This is a genomic window from Collinsella sp. CLA-ER-H2 (assembly GCF_040092405.1).
GTDB lineage: Bacteria > Actinomycetota > Coriobacteriia > Coriobacteriales > Coriobacteriaceae > Collinsella.
On the sequence record NZ_JBBNLO010000035.1, the window covers coordinates 1 to 17,734 of the forward strand.

Consider the following 17,734-nt stretch of genomic DNA (forward strand, 5'->3'; position numbering starts at 1 on the left):
CCTCCCAACCTCGTTGCGGCGCGGCTGCGCCTATGGCACTTCAACATCATTGTCGCAGCCCCGACCCGCGGTCACGAGCGGGGGCTCCTATCTTTTCAGTGCCCTCGGATTGGGTCATAGTGTCTGTTGCGCAGCTGCACATAGCCGCACACGGCACCCACAACAAAGTACGCAATAAACGGCAGCCAGTTAGACGGCTCGTAAAAGAGACCCTGGAAGGTATAGCCATACTGGGTAAAGTAGCTCGCCGCCAGGCCAATAGAAGCCAGCAGTGCCGCGACCAAGCCAAAGTCCAAGCCATACAGCGTGCCGATCAGTACCACGTACAGCAGGCGGTAGTCGAGCACGTTAAGCTGAGCAGACTGCGAAAACACCAGCTCCAGGCCCTCAAAGAGCACCCAGGCCAGCGCGGTCTCCAGGCATTTGATGGGCAGTGTCCGCCCGCGCATGCGGTCGATGGCGGCACGCAGCGGATGGCGCTTGCCCGCGAGGGTCTGCTCCCAGCGGGCGTGTATGGTCGAAAGATCGCGCAGCACGTCATAGCGCTGGAACCACCCGTAGCGCGTGCGGACGGTATCGCTCGGAGCAATGGAGACGACGGCGTCCCCGTCGTAGGTAATGTCGAGCCCCGGGAACAAGCCCTTGAGCGCCTCGCCCAGGTCTCCCACGGTGTGGGCAAAGCTATCCGGAACCTCGAGTTCCTCGAATGTGGCATCCCAGCTGTCGAAGATGCGACGCACCAGAACGGCCAGCTCCTCGGCGCAGAGGGCACCGAGCGGTGAGTCCGCCCCAGCCCTCATGACAGCAGAGCCTTGCGAGCACGCCTCGAACAGCGGGGTCAAAATCGGGTCTTCCAGCGTGGGCGAGGCGGTGTACAGATACGGCACGCGCAAGATCTTGGCCTGAATGCCGTCGCGGACCGCATAGTAGCGGCACAGGTCGTTGGCCGCACGGGCAATGATGCCCTTGCCGTTTTGCCCCGCAACGTCCACCGCACCGTCCGCTCCCATGGGACCAGTCACAAACAGCAGCTGAATCTGGCGACCCATGCAAGCTCGAAAGACGGAGCGCAGCAGCTCGATGTCGCCAACGGCCTCGGTATGCGGCGTGAGATAGGTAGAGAGGTAGACCACACGGTCGAATTCGTAAGCCTGGTCCAGGTGCTGCAGCAGCTCTTTCCAAGACGCATGGAGCGACGACCCGTCGCGGCGCGCCTCGTTGGCCGCCACGACCTGAACATGGTCACCGGGAAACGCCTTGGCACAAAAGTCGTCATCGACATACGCGGTATTGCCAACAACCAGCACTTCCACCGTGCGCTCCCCCTCCCCAAATTTAGCTTTTGCCATGGTAAACATGCGTATTGTACGCTGTCAATGTAGGCCAAAGGCAACTTTAAAGCTGTTTTAAGAACTTTTTCAGACGGGAAGCGACTCGCGCCTGAGCCAGAGAGCCCTACACGTGCCGCTGCACGGCGGAGAAAGGCGAATCCACTACCCCTCAGGCATAATTCCTGAGCAAAATCAAGCAGAGCACACGGCTTTTTGCGCCACTTTAAGACGTAATCGGGATGTGGCGAGAGGCCAAATTCGGAAGTGCGGGGAAAACCAAAGGAATGCTGACCAGACCCCCGTTTTAGGCTTCCGCGACCTGCGGTTTTGATACAAAAAAACCGCGTTGTGCTCGAAGGTTTTCGATTTTTCCCCGCACTTCTGTAATTACATCTCTGGATCGAGGGCGCAGGCAATGGTGACGACATCCACGATAGCGCCCCCCTATGCCTGATACCAAAATCGTTCCATAGGGACCCGTTTCCCAATGGGATGATTCTTCACAAAGGGCATTAAGGCGCATGAGAACATGGTAGAGGCAAGCAAGCGCGCTTCCACGTTTTCGCCCATGGTGACCACGGTATAATCCAACGAGACAAGCAACGAACGGGAAAGGCAGCGCGGATGAACCTGGGCAGCGAGAGCGAGACCGTCGAGTTCAAGAAGTCCACTGGCGAGCATAAAGAAGCACTGCAAGCCATCAGCGCCATGCTGAACAAGCACGGCCGCGGCGAGCTCTACTTCGGCGTGAAGGACAACGGCGATGTCATCGGCCAGGATGTCAGCGACGCAACGCTGCGCCAGGTGACGTCGTGGGTGTCCGACAAGATCGAGCCCGCGGTGTTCCCGACGGTCGAGTGCCTCGACGCCGATGATGGGCTGCGATACATCAAAATTGCCTTCTCAGGTGCCGACGCCCCCTACTCCGCCGACGGACGCTACTTCACCCGCGTGGGGACTTCGAACAAAGCGCTGTCGGCCTCGGAGCTGAGCGCCATGGTCGTCAAGCGTGAGCGCGCCCGTAGCCCGTGGGACTCGCTGCCGTCCGGCAGGCCCGTCTCCGACGCCGACGAGCAGGCGGTGCGTGACTTCGTCGCGCGCGGCGGCAGGGCCGGACGCGTGGGCGGCGGGTTCGCCGGCGTGGAGGACACCTTGGCAAGGCTCGACCTCGTCGCGCCCGACGGCAGCCTAAGAAACGCCGCGGTGGAGCTGTTCTGCGAGGGATCCGACACCTACCCCAGGATGAAGCTGGGGCTTCTGGGCGGCAACACCAAGGCCAAGATCCTCGACCTGCGCCGCGAGTGCGGCACCATGCTCAAGCTGCTCGACTTCGCCGAGTACTTCGTGACGTCGAACATCAGGCGCGAGTTCGTCATCGGCGAGACGGGCATGTACCGCAAGGAGATCCCCGAGATCCCGGCCGAGGCCATCCGCGAGGCGGTTGCCAACGCGCTGTGCCACCGCGACTACACCACCGGCACCGCCGTCGAGGTCAACGTGTTCATGGACACTGTCCAGATCGTGAGCCCGGGCCTGTTCCCCGAGGGCGACTCGCCGCAAGAGCACCTAGACGGTACCGCGAGCGAGTTCGGCCTCCGAAACCCCGCGATCGCGCGCACCCTGTTCCGCGCCGGCGTCATCGAGCAGTACGGCACGGGCATACCGCGCATCAAGGAGGCCTGCGAGGCAGCCGGCGTGAGGTTCCGCTTCGAGCAGACCGTCAACAGCACCGTCGTCGTCTTCGAGCGTCCTGGGTTACAGAAAGCGGCCTTCAGGAGAACCGCGGCCGACAACCGACCGCTCCTCAGCGAGCGCGAACGAGCAGCGATGGCAATTGCCGCCGCTCAGGGGAAAATCACGACCTCCGACCTCGCGCGGGAGTCCAATGTCGGTAGGAAAACGGCCTCGAAGACTCTGAAAGACCTTGCCGGGCGAGGCCTGTTGGAATGGGTAGGGAAAAGCCCGAAAGACCCGCACCAGTTCTACAGGATGCCAAGCGAAGTTTGAGGCTGCAGGTCCTAGCCGGGAAACAGGCCCATTGCGTTTGCTGCCCTCCCCCTGCTGGGCACTACTGAGTAATCTACTGGGCACTGCTGAGTAATCTACTGAGTAGTGCCCAAGCGCGAGTTGGCAAGTCCGCCGAAGCCCAGAGAAACGGCTCCGAAGAATATACTGACCGCTACTGACCGCTACTGACCGCGGCATTCGGCAGGCCCGCCGAATGCCGCGGTCTCCCGAGACTAGCAGAGCCGCCCTTATTGTTAGCGCTGCCGAAGCAAGCCCTACTTCAGCAGCAACTTGAATTTTCGTGCGATGAGCCTCCCCGGAGCCAAGAGCCTTTTGCCCTAATCACAACACCGCAATTCAAGCACCGCAGAAAACTCCATTAGCGATGAACCAGCCACTTGAAGACGTGATCAAGGTGCGGCAAGGGGTCAAATTCGGAAGTGCGGGGAAAATCGAAGAAATGCTAACCAGGCCCCAGTTTTCGCTTCCGCGAACTGCGGTTTTGGTGCTAAAAATCGCGTTGTGCTCGAAGGTTCTCGATTTTCCCCGCACTTCCGTAATTACATCCTTGGATCGAGAGTGCAGGCAACAATGACGTCATCCGCGATAGCACCCAACAGTCACGGACGTACAAAAGGCCGTTGCCGGAAGCCTCCATACAACGACTCTTCTTTGCGCGCGCCACGCTCGCAATGCTCCATTAAATGTAACTAATTGATCTGCTATATACCATTCATAATGGCACATAGCAAATCAATTAGTTACATGTGGAGGCAGAACATGAGGGAGTACGTCGAGAAGCAGCTGCACACTAGAGTCGATTGCGAGCCCAACGACGCCTCGGAAATAACGACGCAAAACTCTTTCCGAAAGTGTAGGTGAGCGAAATGGCGACTCATGCATACGATGACCTTTATTCTTATCTAGCCGCATTCAAGAACAGCTCTCTTGCCGAAATAATTGCGTACCTAGAAGAACTGGGGCAAAGGAGGTTCGACGCCTTTATTAGGGGCCTTGCACCCCTTATCCCAATCGAAAAAATCGAAAATCAATCCCTGTTCAATTTTTCTGTTGACTCCACCCTTGAAGGAGGCAAATTCCCCTGCACTGACTATGCCTGTCGAGAGCAAAACATTTACCATTTGGCAAAGTTCTCAGCATTGTATGCAGATAAAACACTGATTCATTGCCCTATAGAATCGGCATTCGAAATGGGGCACGATGATTATGTCTCAGTCGATGAACTTGCATTCGGGATCTATTTGACCATGCGAGTCGAAGACATAGTCAAAGCTGGAATACTCAGATTTTCGAGCAATTACATTCCTCTTTGCAAAGATTGCCTAGCGCGACAAATCGAAAGAGAATCAAAAGCAAAAGGATTGATATCGAGTTATTGGGATGAACTCGTACGACAATTCTGTTCCTCTACCTCGTGCACTTTAAAACAAGCACCAGATGGGAATCTGTATGTAGCGATTGAGGGAATGGATGCATATGGGTCCCATGATGAGATGGATGTCGATTTCCTGGTAATCCCGTCTGAATACGAATCGCTCTATGCAAGCCAAGGCGAAACGCGATTGGATAGAGACATGCTGGAGAAAGGCGGCATCTTGACTATCCTACTGCCATTGTTGGACGATTGCTTTCAAGCCCTCGTCAATCCCTATTTTTCGAATAGCTCGTATTTAACCACTCGTCCAGCTCAGATTGAGTTCCTCGAGTCCGCAACTTCCACCCTTTATCCTCGAAAAGATCAGACCATACCCATTCGCCGGTTATCTTGCCCCCTCCCCATTGCTGAAAATGCAACGTTGCGTAGCATCCTTGATTGCCGCATTAGAAACGAAGAGTCGTTTCTTGTGTTTAGGGATACCTTGTCCAAAGGCCTGAGCGAAAGGCCCATCGACACCTCGACATTAGCTGACCTGAAGAACGACCTAATTGAGCCCGAGCTTCACAAGATATCTTTAGTGATGAAAAACGAGCGATCCCGATTAGTCACCTCCGCAGGCATTGAAGCCGCTATCGGAATTGCGAGCTTTACATTGGGGCAATACGGAATCGCATCACCTTCTGATGCCATGGCCTTCCTCGGGGCTGCCGGCATAGGGGCCGTTGCATCTCAATCCGCAGATTTCTTGCGAGAAGCCAAGGCAAAAGAGAACCCCATGTATTTCCTCTGGAAGCTCAATAGAAACAACCGTCTGTAACCTAAGGGGCAGAACACCGCAGTCGCCGAGCATATCTCGATCATTAAATAAAGGCAGCACTAGAAAGGATGCGAATCGTGAAGAACCGATTCCCTTTACGAATGCCTAATGCAGTAAAAATCACTGGTAGATCCGAGCAGTTTAACCAAGACGACAAGAGCGCGCTCAGATTGCTGTCTGCAGTAGCTAGCCAAGTATAGATACCATCCTGTTTCCAAATTCGGTCCTACGATAAACCCTTTCTTCTTTCTCAATTTCGTCGGGATCGTCGAAGATGAGCGTCGTATCTACTACGTCCCACTGCTGCCGATGGATATCCTCAATCAGCAATCCCAGTCCGGTTAATCGAAGAAGAACTTCTGCATCTCTGCCTCTGAGCGTCTGAAAAGTTTCCTTTTCTCGAAGCATTTCGTAGTCTCCAGGTAGAAATCTGTCCAAAGTCTCTGCAAACAAACGAAGATCGTCCCAGCTAATTTCTTTATCTAGGTAGGCCTCATAAATCTTTGCTAGTCGCCGCGCTTTGTCCTCCTCAATGTATCTTTCGAGCAGGATAAGCAGGTACTCAATATCGCGCTTCCTATTTGACTCTTCAAAGTATTGCTTGTACTTGTTCCATGAGCCATTTTCAAAAGAGTCGCGGTTGAACTCATCGAGGAAACACGCATACTTCTTCAGCAGATGCGCATTGTGGATATTGTTTCCGATTTTGTAGATGCTCACTAGGCTTGAGATGACGGGGATGTCCTTCAAGAACTCGTTTTGGAGAATTTCGTCCAGGCCAACCTCTGCGATATTCGAAATAAGTTCGAGAGAGTCGCTGCAAATAGTCGGCCTTGCGTCGTCTTGCAAGCGCGATAGACCGGCCTTAGTTGATTCCTCTGCGTTTGCCATAAGATTACCTTTCATAATAATTTGCCAGTTTTGGCATGCGTTTGCAGCGCCGCTTTTCTGAAAGTGGCTCCGATTTAAATGCCATCCCCCGAATAAGCGCTCAGGTTCGATTCAACAAGTGCATTGGTTGAAAAGAGCTTTAGACCCCCTTCGAGGTAAAAGTCGCTTGTGCAGAGCAACCAAATCATCTTGTCGAGCTTGTAGGCAGTGGCCTCGGGGTCCACGCCGCCCTTCCGCGCCGCGCGCGCGGCTTCGAAATAGCAACGAGCCACTTCGACCTCGCTGTCAGTGGTAGCGTAAAACTGAACAGTATTCAGTAGGCCGTTGACACAAACATCGACGAGCGGCTGCTGAACAAGCCCGAGGACCTGTTCAGGGCGATGCAGCTCGAGCTCATGGAGCTGCACCACGGTTCGCCCTCGACCGTCTTCTGCACGCAGTGCAGGTCGAAGGGCTAGGCAGGAGCCCCGAGACTTTTCCTAATTCTAGGTGTCAAAGTCGATTACTGCCTGTCGTGGAATAGCCCCCACTTTTCGTCTTCGATGTCTCCTTCAATTGATGACTTCACTTTTGACAGCCATTCTCTGTGTTTTAAATATGCAACACCTGCGGGCAGCTGAGCAGCAATCGAGTCAATCGCCTCAATCTCCTTGAGCTTTGCTGGAATAAAGCCTTTTTCAGGGGACCCGCTCATTGAAGATCGACGGAGATCCAAATGGTTGATCGATATCCCGTCTTTATCGAGCGTCAGAATGAGGGTGATAGCCCTAATCCTCGTCTCGTCATTGCAATCGGACAAGGCCCAGCTAATTCTATCGAGGCTATTTGCGTCGGCGATCCTTTCGCGGATGGTATATTCCAAGCGCTCCCAAAAAATATCGCTCGAGAGCGCATTTGCGTCATGAACGGGAAACAAAACGGCTATTTCAAGCCTGCCGAGTGGTTCGCTCAGCGCTTCATCGATCATTGCTTTCAGCAGATTCCAGGCATGATCATCCTGGACGGTCCAAAACGAGCTGATTCTTCGCAGGAGATCGTGCCTTTGTCGGTAGTCGAGGTTGGCAACGTACTCCAAAAAACGGTCAATCATTGAGCTGTCAAGGCGTAAAAGGCAGCGTAGGAAAGCGAGGCTATAGTCGAAAGTAGGATATCCTTCAAGTGCGAGAAAATACAGGTTGACGGCCGGTGAGGGATTGGATTCGAAGTACGAATCTAGAGCGGAGACGCGCTTTTCGTCTCCGCAGTTGCCGAAAAACCGCCAAACCCCATCATTGTGTATATGTTCGGAAAGCCAAGAAGCATATTTGAGGATATAGCCAGGATGCTTTGGCTCGACTATCTCCAAATCTTCCAAGCAGAGATGCGTTCTGCCGTCATCGAGTCTTGCGAGAATTTCGTCGAGCTCCTCCTTGTCGGGCCCGTTCTTTATTGCTAGCAAATCAAGATAGTCAAACAGGGCCGGATGGTCACTCACGTCGATCACCGCGCCCAGCTCGTTTCTAAGGACCTTCCTGCCGATGGTTTCAGCAAGATGATCAAGTGCTTCGTACGGGACAGGGATCGTCGAGGGCGACGAAGCGATATTGCGTGCGATTATGCTTGAGGCAGTATCTGGGGTCCTTTTGGCGATTTCCAGAAGGACTTTTCCGATAGCCCTGCCCGACTCCCACTCTTTATCGGAAATCTCATAATCTTCGGCTAGCATTCCCAGGGCTTCGGTCAGTCGTTCTAGCGGTAACTCTTCCGCGGATATCCTCGGTTCTTTCTCTACGAGAGACTCGGAGTTCTCCAGACCAAGTGCGTCGAATGCGCTCTGGCGGAACCCATCGAGGCTCAGAGGGGGATTCTGCGCGCATGTTTCGTAAATCTGGTTGATGCTTAAGCTGCATAAGAGATCGATTGTCGAGTCTTCGGTTATATATTTGGGGAATAGCTCTTCAATCCTCGAGAGCACCGAATACATGTTTTCTGCGTACTCCGCTTCAGGTTCTTTGCCATAGAACGAGAAGTGCTGCCGAAAAGTGGATTTAACTTGCCTGCTGAATTCGGTTTCGACCAGAACGGAGAGCGCCCGGAAGCAATGGGCGTGGAGCTCGGCCAGCTCTGATGTGAAATTGAAGGTCAAAGTGTTGTATGTGTACGTTATGCCGTTTTGACAAACGCGCTGGGCCCTTGAAGAGAGGTATGAACTCGTCAAGACGATCAGACATGCTGCAACATTGCGGGAATGCGATTGTTGATATTTTTGAGCGAGGGCATCGAGTTTGCTGTTTTCCAAATCGAATCCCGTACGATCGAGATCGTAAGCGAAAGCGCCGTCCGGCCCGCATGCCCAGTTGTACTCGGCCGCTCGCTCGGTGCCTCTTTCTACACACTTCACGAACAACTCGGAGGCTGTTTGCGAATACTCGCTTGAGTTCATCAGGGATACAGAAATTTGCAGGGGCATAGATCCGTCGGATGTCGAATTCATGCCGAGAATTTCTTCCGATACGTCAGCGCAATCAGCGTTTTCGATGCGGTTTGAGGCAAAGGCGAGCGCCTGTATGGGGAGGAATTGATTGAATGTGACTATGAACTGATCGGCAATTCGCGCATCCCGATTCTTTATTTCATCCCAAGCTTTCTCGCATTCCCTTCGAAGGTAGTCGTACACGCTCGCACTTCCGCACACTTCAGCCATTGACTTGGCGGCTTTGAGATACGGCGCGTTCGGCATTTCTGCGGTATGCAGAATGAAATCCGCAAAACTGCCGTTCCCTTCTTTTGCGAAGTGGCGGCATATCAAGAAGTCGCGAAGATTCTGCTCTTCCATTCTTATGGCTAGCACGCCATCGGCGGAGGTAAGGATCGTGACAATTTCCTGGTCGTTCAATCTGGATGCAAAATCCCGAATCTCGGCGTCGTCGTACCCCAGCCCCAAGAGTTCCTCGTAACAAGGGTCTCCTTCAATAAGATCGCAGCAGTCGTAGATTGCAAGGTTCTCTGCGAGACGCTGCTCCCTGCTGGAGTACCCAGCTAAAGCAGAATTCATATAGATGTTCAAAAGATCGTATGGCTCTTGGATGGCTTCGAAATTGCCGTCTGCTATGGGGCTTGCTGCCATGATAGCCAAGCGCAGGTTTCCGTTTGCGATTGCCGATACTCTCTCCCTCAGTGCTATGTTTTTATGTTGTATTCGGTCTCGAGTATCGCTTCTATATTTTCCGCGGTTAGAGGCTCCAGCTCTATTTCTCTGAAATTTAGATAACTGCCGATTTTTGCGGTCAACTCGCTTCGGTGCATCTTCCTGCAGGTGAGGACAATCTTTAGCTTTTTGTTTTCCAAACAGATTCCCAGCAAGTGCTCAAGTGACAGGTTGCCGTTTGCATCATCGACTAGAAGGATAATGTTTTCCGACTCCGACAAAATCAGCTCGATATCATCGTCGAGATGCGATGAATACCTAGAGTCCAAGATAAGAAGATCCCAGTGATGCCGTTTGCTGAATGAGAGGCATGCGTCGAGGGCGATCTTGGTTTTCCCCGATCCAGACTGCCCCTGAATCACCACTGCCTTGTTTTGCTCTATCGATTCGACGATGACTGAAAACTCGGAATCCCTGTGCATGAGGAGCTTCGACAGGTCGGTTGAGAAACGGTCGTTCAGGCTTCGCTCGATGAAGCGGTCTGGGGCGATGAATGATCCCTTTCCGAGTGGAACGCCCAATACCGTATGCGCTAGCGCAGGGTATTTTCCATCAAGGTCGCTCGCAATTGTCTCTGGCCCGATTATTTCTATCCGTGGATCGATGGCACGGACCTCCTCGAGTACCAGAGGTGAAAGGCGAAAGTATGTGTGGCACAGGATGATTCGATCTATGAGTTGCGGATTGATTCCGGTTTTGCTCCTGTCGAGGCAGTCTTTAGCATCATTTAGCAGCTTATTGCGGATGTCGGATTTAGAGGTTGTGTATGCCGCGAAGAGGTAGTGTCCATTCTCTCCTACGGAGTACATGTCTGGCACTCCGGTCGTGGTTTTATCCGTGCCGCATTGGGATCCTAATTCAATGATGTTGTTAAGCGAATATCTCCTATATAGATACTGATTTGCTAGTGTTTGAAAACGCCCGCCTTCGATCTGCCTTAGCTCTTCTTGGATCTGATTTATTTGGGACATTTTGCTCCTCGCGATAAATTCGCCTTTTGATTTCTCTTTTCTTACTCTAGTCCGCCTACCTCAGCAAGCCTTACAAGCTCGAGGGACGAGTCGACGACGTCCTCGAAGTCAAGCCCCGCCGCATAGGCCCTCGGATAAGGCGAGCGGAGGGCGCGTGACCCCGTCGGAAATGGCCGCCGTTAGGTGCGTGTTCGAGAGCTGCGCGGCGGAGCTGGATGGAGCCTGGGCAAGGCATTAGGGCATCCTCGTCCTTGTCGTAAGACTGCCATTAGAAGATCTTCTGCAAATCCTAAGCCACGTTTCAACTTGGCAACAGCTGCGGATCCTAGATATCGGCAAGACATTCGAGACTCTTGGATATGGCGTCGAAATAGATCCTTTGGTAATACTCCATGGTCTCGACCTTGCCGATCTCCGATCCGAGCCTCTTGGCCCAAGCTACGAGGGCCTTCCTGTCCTCGCCCTCGAGCGAGGCCGTGCACGACCTCATGTGGTCGCCCGGAAAAAGGACACTGTGCACAAGCCGAATATCTTCGGGAGGCATCTTCTCCATCGCCCTCGCGAGGAGGGAAGTGTCGAGGGAAATGAGCGACAGGATGGGTTCCGACCAGTCATCTGATTTCGAGAAAGCCAGATAGAGCTTCGTCGCGAATTGGTCGGGGGCGTTTATCAGGACGTTGCCAAGAGACTCCGACTCCCGTTCGCGTAGCGTCGTCAAGGCGAGCTCCCTCAGCCTGTCGACCTCCTCCAAAGCCGGAATCTCATGCGCTTCGCTCGAGTCGAAAGGGATCTCCTGCCATTCGACTCGATTCTTTCCGATTGACCTCACTGCAGACTCGGGATCCCGTCCAATGGAGGATTCCATCGCCTTGACGAGCGGCGCGACCCCTTCGGGAAAGGCGTCAGCAAATTCCCCCGCAATGCCTTTGACGGAACGCAGGACGTCGGGATAGACGTCGAACGACAAGCCGCGGCTCCCGTCCCCGGGGACAATCCCGGCGACTAAAGTCTCCACCATGCCAAGGACATCGGCATCGCGGAAAGTGGCGTGTCTGATGCCTTCGATACATTCAATAGCTTTCCGCGCGGCCGGCCCGTCGGGATGAAAGGTCGCAAGGTAATCTTCCAGGCAGGAACGAACATGCTTGGAATCGACCCCCTCACACCTCTCGAAAAAGCGGGGGATGAAGTCCAGAGCGGCGTATTTGAGCCGGCGCGACTCGAAAATGCCACCCCTAAGGATGGAATCCTCCCGGCTTGACGGAGGCCCGATGCGCATCCCCTTCGCCGCCCCCGCTGCAAAGCCGAAAGCCTCTTTGAAAACTGCCCTGGCAGACTCCGGGTCGGTGGGTTCAGCGAAGAACCCGGATTCCTTCATCCCGACCAGCACGGGGCGCATCTTGCTGAGGGATCGCAAGTTCGGCGATTCGCTTCCTTCAATCGCCGAAACGGCGTCCTCGAGCGCACCTGGGTAGATGCCGCCCAGCACGCCTCCCAGAACGCGTTCCACAACCGAGCCGACCGAGGGCCTGAACCGGCACTTCCGCCAGACGGTCTTCTCGATGAGGCTCTCGTACTCCCTGGTCGTCCCCTTCTCCCCCTTCGGTCCTAGCCCTTTCCTCCACTCATCCTCGTTGCAGACGAGGAGGACCTTCTTCCTGCAGCCAACGACGAGGTGGTCGACCGCCCCGAGCAGCTCGCGAATGCCCATGTCGCACCTCTCCACGTCGTCTATGACGAGGAGGGTCTCGGGGCCGATGATGAGGTTCACGGCATTCAGCGGCGCCATCTTGAGATCGACGCCCGCCTTCTTCTCCAGCTCCCTGTTCTTTTTCCCGAGGAACGATATTCCCGTGTCCTTGGCGAACCCGACGAGTGAATCCCACCTGCCCCTCTCCCCGCCGGCCGCGCACCCTATGGCGTATTTCGAGATGAAACCAGACTCAATCGCCCCGCAGAGCTCCGCTAAGTCCTTGGCGCCGTAGGCGGACGCCACCACGACGGGATGCCGGCTCTCATCCTCCTCCAGCTTCTCGGTCAGTGCGTGCTCGACAAAGTAGGTTTTCCCGCATCCCCATTCCCCGGTAAGCATGAGGGCGTACGAGTTCTCCTTGTCCTCGATGTACTCCCTCACGACGCCGATGATGTCATCCTCGTTCACCTTGGTCGCTCCTTGTCCGCCATCGGTTTCCACCCTTACCTTTCCTATGGCCAGGCGAGAGCCTACTCCAGCGCTTTCGGATCCCATTCGAACCCTTCGGCCCGCCGCCTTATCGCCGGGTCGATGCACTTCTTGACGAGCTCAAGCGCCGCGGCCGCGCGGTGCAAGCTAGTGGATGACCATTTCAAACAAATCTTTCGCGATAAAATCAACGCGCTTCTTAACGTCAAAACAACCATTCGCATAGCGTTTAGCAAAAGCTCTTGTAGTGGCATAACGCGATTCAGCGTATATGGGCAGCTTTTCCTTAAGCGATTTGTCTTTACATTTCGCGTTAAGTCGCTCTTCTAGCATGAGCAAGTTCCCAATAATCGAGTTTTCCTGAGCCTGCGAATCCGGAAGAATGTGCTCTATTGTGAATGCCTCAGAAACCCTAACACCAGACTTAAGCTCCTCGAGCAAGGCAAGGACCAACTTGCAGCGATCCTTCAACTTTGTTTCGCTATACAACGGCCACGAATGAGACCATCCAAGCGAAAGGAGATTAATTCGAAATGTTTCTTCTGAAGGCAGTTTTTCGTTAAAACTATTTTTCCACTCATCTAACACTTGCTGGGTGCAGTTCAACTCGATTGCGTATGAGTGTTTCACGATCGAATCCGATAGGTGGTTCGACTCCATTCCCCCGATTATCTTATAGCAAATATAGAACCGGTAAATAAATCCAATCGCATCATCATACTGCTCGCTCGTTAGCTGCTCTATTTCGCGAGCGTGCATTAAACTCATAAGAAGCGGCCTGAAGACGCGGACATTGTGTGTTCTTAAGAAACTCAAGATTTCCGCATTTCTGTCATCGCTGGTTGGCTCGACAATCTCTGCATAATATCCGGCTTTTAGCCTTAAATCATAGAGAAGATCAGCAGCCTTCTTTGGATCCGTAAAATCCCTTATTTTCTTATATGCTCCATCCTTGTCGCCTTGACCTAGGCGATATTTTTGAATTGCGTAGTGACGCAAAAAAGCTTTCATGTTCGAGCCGACTGTTGCTTCAATTTCCGACCATACCTGTTTTGCATCATCGCGCTTTTCTATAGGATGGATATAGCGCATAATATAGTTCTTCAGAAGCTCATGGTCCTCAAGCTCGATACCTCGCGCATTCAATATTTCGAATATTGTGTACGAATCTTCCTCAGACGATGATTTGATGTTTACATATGCGACAGAAATGACCGCATCCCTGAAGGCCAGCAACTCCTCATCCTTCATCTTGGCGAAACTTGCACTGAAATATTGGAAGGCTTTAACGATCAGTTCGTCTTTTGATCCGGACGCGCGTTTGCTCTTCGAGAAAGCCACAGCAGACATGGCAGCCGCATCTTCAGGAGAGATAGCAATTACTCCTTCGACGATCCTCGTTAATGATAAATGATTCTCCGGAGCGACGATCGCGTGCTCAACATCCTTAGTATCTATCGCCACTAGATATTTTTTTTGTGCCATTAGCGTGGTTAATCATATTCCTTTTCTTGAAAGCGAACATGAGACTAGACAGCAAGAGCGTTAGGGTAATAACTCTTTGTTGACCATCAATTATTGTAAAAACCCCGAGGCTGTCTTCTTCTTCTTCCTCCATCAGCACTATCGAACCGATGAAATGCGACGTAGCAACTTCCTCTGTCACAAGCTTGATGTCTTCGAATAGATCTTTCCAGTTATGCTCATCCCACACGTAAGCGCGCTGATTGCGAGGGATTCTATAGATTGAGTCATTAAGCAGCTTTCCAACCGTACTCTGACGTGCTTCAAATGCCATGTTGATCCCTTGCCTTCGCAATAGTTTTGTCGGCCTTGCCGCCTCTCGGCGTCACCAACGCCTTCGCTACAATAAAAGTCGGCACATCGCCGAGCAGGGCCGCCTTTTCGCTCGCGAACATGCCGACTGCCCCAATCAATCTCCGTCGCTGCCATCATCGTCGATTAACCAACATGTCAGCAGCAGGCAATCGTCACGTCCACAGTCCATTCTATATGCCGGCTGAGCATGGGGCGCATCTTAATCGCCAAGATATCCAGGAAGCCCGAGCTTCCAGGGAAATGCCTTCAGACGCCTTACGTTGGGTAGGCCCCCTACAGAGATCTATTGGCCGTGCACCGCAAACAACGCGTTAGGCCGTTGCACGCAATCGGCCAGCCACCCAGCATCCCCAATCCGCGTCACAACTCCCTACCCCGCTCCAGCCATCGTCATCTCCATACAGTGTCCAAACCCACACCAATAAAACCAACCCACGCAACAAGCAGCCCTCGCTTAGCAACCCAAACACCACCACAAGCCAGCAAGCAATCACCAGTCTGCGTTCGCAACATCGCTTGGAACGGCAAATGCTTACCGCGCCCTTGAAACACGCCAAACTCGTCTACAACCTGCGGTTTTTCGTTTATACTGCAATCGTTGAAATGCCGGTACGCTTGCAGAATCGTACCTGTTCCGATTACAGACGATATGAGCAGGACATAAAAACATTGAGAGCCCCTGCTGCATGAAAGACCGCGGATTAGGCCGACAATGGTGAGTGTCTAATTCAGCCGCGGCGGCCACGCCGCATTCATGGAAGGGGCTCCCATGCTCGATACTACCACCTTCGTCGGACTCGACGTCCACGCCCGCTCGATAAAGGCAGTCTCCCTCGACGTCATGACCGGGGAGGTGCGCTGCGCGACCTTCGGCTACGACGCCGGCGCCGTCGCGGGGTGGGTGCGGTCCGTGGACCCAAAGGCCAGGTGCGTGTACGAGTCCGGGGTCACGGGGTTCGACCTGCAGAAGAGGCTCTCCGGCCTGGGGGTCGACTGCGTGGTCGGCGCCGTCTCGAAGATGATCAAGCCCAGCGCGGACAGGCGCAGGAAGAACGACCGCAACGACGCCGAGTTCCTCGCCCGCATGCTGTCGGTCGGCAACGTGGTCGAGGTGTGGGTCCCCGACGACGAGTGCGAGGCCGCCCGCGACCTGACCAGGGCGCTCGAGGACGCGAGGGACGACCTCTCGCGCTCGAAGCAGCGGCTCTCCAAGTTCCTGCTCAGGCACGGGCTCGTCTTCGACGAGAGGACGCCCACCGGACGCAGGAAGGGGAACTGGACCCGGGCCCACTGGTCCTGGATCGAGTCGATAAGGTTCGCGGAGGGGGCCGACGAGGAGGTGCTCGCCTACTACGTCGACGCGGTCAGGCGGGCGGCGGAGGAGAAGGCGAGGCTCGAGGGGCTCGTCGAGGCCGAGGCCCGCAAGCCCAGGTGGAGGAGGAGGGTCGACTCCCTCCGCTGCCTCAAGGGCGTCGACACCGCGACCGCCGCCGACCTCGTGTTCGAGGCCGGCGAGTTCTCCAGGTTCAGGAACGCCCGCTCGTTCGCCGCACGGGTCGGCCTGACGCCCTCCGAGCACTCCAGCGGGGAGAGCGACCGCAGGGGCGCGATCACCAAGGCCGGCAACAAGCACCTGAGGAAGGCGCTGGTCGAGGCCGCGTGGCACTACCTGACGTGCTCGGGGCGGCCGAAGGACCTCGCCAGGGGCCAGGCCCCGGACCGGGTCGCCCGGAGGCATGCCGCCAAGGGCGTGCGGAGGCTGGCCGAGAGGCGGGAGGCGCTGCTCGCGCGCGGGGTCCACGGCAACAAGGCGAACGTGGCCACGGCGCGCGAGCTCGCCTGCTGGGTATGGGCGGTCGGCCTCATGGCCGAGGAGGCGTAGGGGGGCCGGTCCCCCGCACATAAGCCGATCACCCCGGAAGCGGTTCGATCCGAAGCCGTTGAGGCGAACCTCAGGTCCCTTTTCTGCGAGCGCCCAGGGCGCCACACGCGTGCACAGACTGTCGGTTCGACGTAGAAGCCTCAGCCGTAGCAACGGATTGCCCAGCGAGAGATCGCCGCGGGCGGATATTAAACTGCAAAGACGAGCGTCGGTAAGACACGCCGAGGTCGCCGCGGACGGGTTGATATAGGGAGAGGGCCTGACCCCATATCGTTGGGGCCAGGCCCGATTTTGCCTCTTGACAATGTCCTGCTCATATTAAATGCCGGTACGCTTGCAGAATCGTACCTGTTCCGATTACAGAAAAGGGGCCGTCATGCGTAAGCCTGCCTCCTGCGTCCTTTCCATCGCGCTCTCGCTCGTAATGACGGTTGGTTTTATCCCGTCACCCGCGCTTGCCGAAATCGCCAGTGCGCCAGAACCCGCCGCGCAAAGCGCCGGCAAACCTAACGAGAGCCCAGCCGAAACCACGTCGGGCCAAGCCCGGGCAAACGATCAAATCAGCGCCGCCTCCGGCACCAATGTAACGGCCAACGCAACGCAGCCGATCGACGCCAGCATGTTCAGTATCGAGGACACCGACATTCGCTACACGGGCAATCCCGTGATGCCCACCGTCACGTCGTCGACCGTGCCGAGCGACCAGTACACTGTCGCCTACGAGAACAACGTAGCCATCGGTCAGGCGACCGCCGTTGTGACCGCCGACGACCAGAACTACAGCGGCACCTGCGCGATCCCATTTGAAATCAAACCGGCGAACGCGGCCGCGAACTACCAGCACAGCACCACCGCGCAAAGCGGCGACATCACGCTCACCGTCCAATGGAACGACCCGAGGCTCGGCCAGGAGACCACGTTCCATGTGACTGCGACGGGCGGAAGCGGTGCGTACCAATTCCGCATGGACGCACCGACGTATATGGATCCCGACGGTAGCAGCGAAAGCGTTGCCGACCCCAGCCGTAACCAGTGGCAGCAATACACCGGCGAATGCACATCGCACGACTACCAGTTCGAAATGACCGCTAGCGGCACCTATTACCTGCACTGATAATTGTTCTCGGGGGAAGCGGGCACTGCGGGGCGCGGCAACGGCGCGCGATTTCCGCGTCGCAGCGCTACCCTGATGCTGAATGCCGGGACGATGACCCACTGACCTGCTGAC

At 55.1% G+C, this 17,734-nt stretch carries 13 protein-coding genes; 4 read left to right on the forward strand and 9 right to left on the reverse strand.

Annotated features, from left to right (window positions below):
- Nucleotides 1–95: 95 nt before the first annotated feature.
- Nucleotides 96–1,313: a hypothetical protein gene (locus AAAX59_RS08760; protein ID WP_349071485.1), complete on the reverse strand. Its 1,218-nt coding sequence runs from the start codon at nucleotides 1,311–1,313 to the stop codon at nucleotides 96–98.
- Between the two features lie 642 nt (nucleotides 1,314–1,955).
- Here AAAX59_RS08760 and AAAX59_RS08765 point away from each other — a divergent pair.
- Both AAAX59_RS08765 and AAAX59_RS08770 read left to right on the forward strand, forming a co-directional pair.
- Nucleotides 1,956–3,338, forward strand: coding sequence for an RNA-binding domain-containing protein (locus tag AAAX59_RS08765; protein ID WP_117774272.1), 1,383 nt, complete (start codon nucleotides 1,956–1,958; stop codon nucleotides 3,336–3,338).
- A gap of 887 nt (nucleotides 3,339–4,225) precedes the next feature.
- Nucleotides 4,226–5,554 (forward strand): hypothetical protein, encoded by a 1,329-nt coding sequence (locus AAAX59_RS08770; RefSeq protein WP_349071486.1) that lies wholly within the window; start codon nucleotides 4,226–4,228, stop codon nucleotides 5,552–5,554.
- A gap of 186 nt (nucleotides 5,555–5,740) precedes the next feature.
- Here the strand turns inward: AAAX59_RS08770 and AAAX59_RS08775 are convergent, their stop codons facing one another.
- The 8 genes from AAAX59_RS08775 to AAAX59_RS08810 form a co-directional block, all read right to left on the reverse strand.
- Nucleotides 5,741–6,445: a hypothetical protein gene (locus tag AAAX59_RS08775; RefSeq protein ID WP_117774270.1), complete on the reverse strand. Its 705-nt coding sequence runs from the start codon at nucleotides 6,443–6,445 to the stop codon at nucleotides 5,741–5,743.
- 74 nt (nucleotides 6,446–6,519) lie between these two features.
- Entirely contained in the window at nucleotides 6,520–6,855 is a 336-nt protein-coding gene (locus tag AAAX59_RS08780; protein ID WP_117774269.1) for a hypothetical protein, read from the reverse strand.
- A gap of 92 nt (nucleotides 6,856–6,947) precedes the next feature.
- Entirely contained in the window at nucleotides 6,948–9,560 is a 2,613-nt protein-coding gene (locus AAAX59_RS08785) for a hypothetical protein (RefSeq protein WP_349071487.1), read from the reverse strand.
- Between the two features lie 44 nt (nucleotides 9,561–9,604).
- A complete protein-coding gene (locus AAAX59_RS08790) occupies nucleotides 9,605–10,603 on the reverse strand; it encodes a hypothetical protein (protein ID WP_349071488.1) in 999 nt (332 codons plus the stop codon).
- A gap of 325 nt (nucleotides 10,604–10,928) precedes the next feature.
- A complete protein-coding gene (locus tag AAAX59_RS08795) occupies nucleotides 10,929–12,764 on the reverse strand; it encodes a P-loop NTPase fold protein (RefSeq protein WP_349071489.1) in 1,836 nt (611 codons plus the stop codon).
- 168 nt (nucleotides 12,765–12,932) lie between these two features.
- On the reverse strand, nucleotides 12,933–14,270 hold the full coding sequence (locus AAAX59_RS08800; protein ID WP_349071490.1) for a DUF262 domain-containing protein: 1,338 nt from the start codon (nucleotides 14,268–14,270) through the stop codon (nucleotides 12,933–12,935).
- Nucleotides 14,233–14,583, reverse strand: coding sequence for a DUF262 domain-containing protein (locus tag AAAX59_RS08805; RefSeq protein WP_349071491.1), 351 nt, complete (start codon nucleotides 14,581–14,583; stop codon nucleotides 14,233–14,235). The genes AAAX59_RS08800 and AAAX59_RS08805 overlap by 38 nt, the downstream gene beginning before the upstream one ends.
- Entirely contained in the window at nucleotides 14,573–14,704 is a 132-nt protein-coding gene (locus AAAX59_RS08810) for a hypothetical protein (RefSeq protein WP_255413097.1), read from the reverse strand. The genes AAAX59_RS08805 and AAAX59_RS08810 overlap by 11 nt, the downstream gene beginning before the upstream one ends.
- Before the next feature lie 689 nt (nucleotides 14,705–15,393).
- Here AAAX59_RS08810 and AAAX59_RS08815 point away from each other — a divergent pair.
- Together AAAX59_RS08815 and AAAX59_RS08820 are read left to right on the forward strand one after the other, a co-directional pair.
- Nucleotides 15,394–16,506: an IS110 family transposase gene (locus AAAX59_RS08815; RefSeq protein WP_349071492.1), complete on the forward strand. Its 1,113-nt coding sequence runs from the start codon at nucleotides 15,394–15,396 to the stop codon at nucleotides 16,504–16,506.
- A gap of 376 nt (nucleotides 16,507–16,882) precedes the next feature.
- Nucleotides 16,883–17,620 (forward strand): hypothetical protein, encoded by a 738-nt coding sequence (locus AAAX59_RS08820; protein WP_349071493.1) that lies wholly within the window; start codon nucleotides 16,883–16,885, stop codon nucleotides 17,618–17,620.
- Nucleotides 17,621–17,734: the final 114 nt, after the last annotated feature.

What these genes read in the sequence shown, in the direction of transcription:
- AAAX59_RS08775 (WP_117774270.1), bottom strand. Translation starts at nt 6,445, where the DNA reads ATGGCAAACGCAGAGGAATCAACTAAGGCCGGTCTATCGCGCTTGCAA.
- AAAX59_RS08790 (WP_349071488.1), bottom strand. Translation starts at nt 10,603, where the DNA reads ATGTCCCAAATAAATCAGATCCAAGAAGAGCTAAGGCAGATCGAAGGC.
- AAAX59_RS08805 (WP_349071491.1), bottom strand. Translation starts at nt 14,583, where the DNA reads ATGGCATTTGAAGCACGTCAGAGTACGGTTGGAAAGCTGCTTAATGAC.
- AAAX59_RS08815 (WP_349071492.1), top strand. Translation starts at nt 15,394, where the DNA reads ATGCTCGATACTACCACCTTCGTCGGACTCGACGTCCACGCCCGCTCG.
- AAAX59_RS08765 (WP_117774272.1), top strand. Translation starts at nt 1,956, where the DNA reads ATGAACCTGGGCAGCGAGAGCGAGACCGTCGAGTTCAAGAAGTCCACT.
- AAAX59_RS08820 (WP_349071493.1), top strand. Translation starts at nt 16,883, where the DNA reads ATGCGTAAGCCTGCCTCCTGCGTCCTTTCCATCGCGCTCTCGCTCGTA.
- AAAX59_RS08770 (WP_349071486.1), top strand. Translation starts at nt 4,226, where the DNA reads ATGGCGACTCATGCATACGATGACCTTTATTCTTATCTAGCCGCATTC.
- AAAX59_RS08810 (WP_255413097.1), bottom strand. Translation starts at nt 14,704, where the DNA reads ATGTTCGCGAGCGAAAAGGCGGCCCTGCTCGGCGATGTGCCGACTTTT.
- AAAX59_RS08800 (WP_349071490.1), bottom strand. Translation starts at nt 14,270, where the DNA reads ATGGCACAAAAAAAATATCTAGTGGCGATAGATACTAAGGATGTTGAG.